Origin of the sequence: Bacillus sp. GMs2/2, from assembly GCF_050172095.1 — a bacterium.
Taxonomy (GTDB): Bacteria; Bacillota; Bacilli; order Bacillales; family Bacillaceae_G; genus Bacillus_A; species Bacillus_A cereus.
The window spans coordinates 1-3,199 of sequence record NZ_JBNLYE010000416.1; the positions used below are offsets into that span (position 1 = coordinate 1).

A 3,199-nucleotide genomic window follows, 5' to 3' on the forward strand; every position below is an offset into this window, starting at 1 on the left:
AAATATGAATAAAAAGGAAAATGTTACTGAAAATACTACATCTATTCAAAATAATAATACTGCAAACCTTACTATTGAAGAACAAGCAATGAACGGCTTATACGGAATGCCCGAAACAACAATTGAAGATGCTGATCACGCTGCAGCTGATGATTTGACTTCAAAAAATTAATTAACTACATTGAAAAAAGCCAAGGAAAATACCCTTGGCTTTTTTCACTATGCATCCACCTTTTGTATTTCTTCACTCTTTCTTGAAAGTTTACCTGGCCAAAAAGCAAATCGGCCTAACACAACTGTAATTGCGGGTACAAGTAACGGTCTTACGATAAACGTATCTAGTAATACGCCAATTGCAGTTACAATACCAAATTGAACTAATACTTGAATTGGAAGTGTACCTAACACTGCAAAAGTTCCTGCTAAAATTAAACCTGCCGATGTAATAACACTACCTGTTTGTATTACACCATTTTTTACTGCATCCAAGTGATTTTGTGTCTTTCTGTTTTTCCATATTTCTGAAACCATAAAGATATTATAATCTTCACCTAAAGCAACTAAAAATACGAATGCGTACAACGGTATCGCACCTTGAATGGCCGGCGCTCCCATACCGTAATGAAGCAATATCCATCCTGCTCCTAACGCTGAGAAGAATGATAAAACGACAGTTACAATTAAATAAATCATCGCAACAACCGATCGTAAGTAGACAAGTAATAGTAAAGCGATAATGCTAATCATTACTGGAATAATTACTGATTCATCACGTTCAGTAATTTGCTTTGTATCATATAATGAAGCTGTTTCTCCACCAATCCACAATTGCTCTTCAGCATTACTAATCCCAGCATCTTTTAATACTTTTTCTACATTACTTTTCAATTTAGGAATTTGATCTAACGCTTCAATTGAGTATGGATTTTCCGCTAAAGAAACTTCATACATTTGTATTTGCTTATTTTCTTTTCCCTCTTTTGGCTCTTTCACTGTATTTATGAAAGAAAATTTCTCTAGTTCTTGTTTAATAGGAAGCTCTTTTCCTTTCGTATCAACAACCACTTTTACTGGTGCTAGTTCACCAGCCGAGAAATGATCACTAATTAACGTAAACCCTTCGCGAGAAGGCATATCCTTTGGAAACGATTCTAATAAGTCATATGTGTATTGAATACGTGGTACGAACGAAGCCAATCCACCTAATACAAACACAGTTAGCATAATTATTGTCCACGGTCTTCGTACTACTACATCTCCAAGTTTTTTACTAAAGGAGCCTTTTGATTTTTCAACTTTTACAGCCCTCTTTTTCTTTCTTGCAAACTCCTCATTCATTGAAGTTGTTCTCGGTATAAACGGGAAAAATGCAATCCTACCGAAAATTAATAATAGTGCTGGTAAAATCGTTAAAGCCGCGATTCCCATTATAAATACAGCAACACTAAATGGTACTGCAAATCGATGAAAGGCACCATAATGAGCAAGTAATAATGTCCCTAATCCAAGTACAACAGTTAACGCACTCATTATTATTGCACCGCCAGAAGCTTTAATCGCAAGTTGTAATGCTTTATATTTACTTTCTTCTTCTAACAAGTACTCTCTATATCTCGAAATTAAAAATAGACAATAGTCCGTTCCAGCACCAAACAATAATACTGTCATAATTGATATCGCTTGGGCATCTACTTTAATCCATCCGTGATCAGCTAAAAAACCGAGTGTAGGACTAATAATACCGTATGCAAAGCCAACAACAAGTATAGGTAAAATCGCTAAAATTGGTGAACGATACAGTAAAATTAACAAAACTAACACTAGTAGTACAGTAGCCACTAACAATTTCACATCTGCTTGACTAAATAAACTAACTGCATCCGTTTGAATACCTACAGGTCCAGATAATCGAACATGTAAACCAGATTCACTTATTTTTTGTTTAAATGGATCTTCATCCACCTTACTATTCACTATTTTTCTAAACTCTTCAAGATTTCCTTTTAATATATCCGTACCAGCAGATTTATTAAAGAATACCGGTGTAACAAATGATGTACCATCTTTTGATGCACTTTTTGATAATACTTGCTCTGGAATTGTATCAAATGGCGGTAACGTTGATTGTTCTTTTAAAGGACTAGCTTTTAACTCTTTATAAACGTCTTGTATGAGTTTATAATCCTGTGACTGTAATCCACCATCTCTATACCATACTACTAACAACGGATTCCCTGCATTATTCGGAAACTCTTTTTTCATAAGCGCTTCCGCTTGCTGTGACATAGCTGTTTCAGGTAAATTTTTTGGATTCGGTTCTTTCGTACTGTTTACTTGTGGTAACGTAAATGAAAGTAATAATGTAATAAGAACCCATACCGATAAAGTGATCCATTGCGTATTTTTTCCTGCTACAAGCCTCCCTAACATATGTAACGGGTGCTTTTTCATAAAAACCCACCTTCCTTTTTTCCTTCATTATTAATTATATATACTGGTAGGTTAATTAATCAAGAATGATTGAAAATTATGTTATAATTATCTCAAGAATAAATGTCAGGAGCGAATGGATTTGGAACAAAAACAACGTCCTCTCGGAAGGCCACGGCAAAATAAAAATACAAAATCTACAAAAGAAACCATTTTAGAAGTGGCAACTCGCTTATTTCTTACACAAAATTATCAAGTCGTTTCTATGGGTGAAGTCGCAAAAGTTTGTGGTGTTACGAAAGCAACCGTCTACTATTACTATTCAACAAAAGCCGATTTATTTACCGCTACTATGACCCAAATGATGATACGTATACGAGAGAATATGTCTCAAATACTCTCTACAAACAAAACTTTAGAAGAAAGATTATTAGACTTCGCCAAAGTTTACTTACACGCAACGATGGATATTGATATGAAAAATTTTATGAAAGATGCTAAAATGTCGTTATCTGAAGAACAATTGAAGGAATTAAAAAATGCTGAAAATAATATGTATGAAGTGCTAGAAAAAGCACTCGATACTGCGATGCACATGGGAGAAATTCCGAAAGGAAACGCTAAATTTGTGGCTCATGCTTTCGTATCTTTATTATCAATTGGGAATTTTAAAGATGAAAATCACAATCCTATTCTGGCAAATATAGATGAATTAGCACAAGAAATCGTTTCTTTTTATTGGAATGGGTTAGGTCATTCATATTAAACT

The 3,199-nt window shown here is 34.3% G+C and carries 3 protein-coding genes; 2 read left to right on the plus strand and 1 reads right to left on the minus strand.

What is annotated here, in order from left to right; genetic code table 11:
• Positions 1-172: DUF4021 domain-containing protein (locus ACQGS6_RS25330; protein ID WP_426965796.1), on the plus strand; the 172-nt coding region annotated here is incomplete at its 5' end.
• A 47-nt stretch (positions 173-219) separates the two neighbouring features.
• Here ACQGS6_RS25330 and ACQGS6_RS25335 read toward each other — a convergent pair.
• Positions 220-2,451: an MMPL family transporter gene (locus ACQGS6_RS25335; RefSeq protein ID WP_000716579.1), complete on the minus strand. Its 2,232-nt coding sequence runs from the start codon at positions 2,449-2,451 to the stop codon at positions 220-222.
• Between the two features lie 121 nt (positions 2,452-2,572).
• Here ACQGS6_RS25335 and ACQGS6_RS25340 point away from each other — a divergent pair, with 121 nt between their 5' ends.
• Positions 2,573-3,196, plus strand: a complete 624-nt coding sequence (locus ACQGS6_RS25340; RefSeq protein WP_000436044.1) for a TetR/AcrR family transcriptional regulator — start codon at positions 2,573-2,575, stop codon at positions 3,194-3,196.
• The last annotated feature ends 3 nt before the right edge of the window (positions 3,197-3,199 follow it).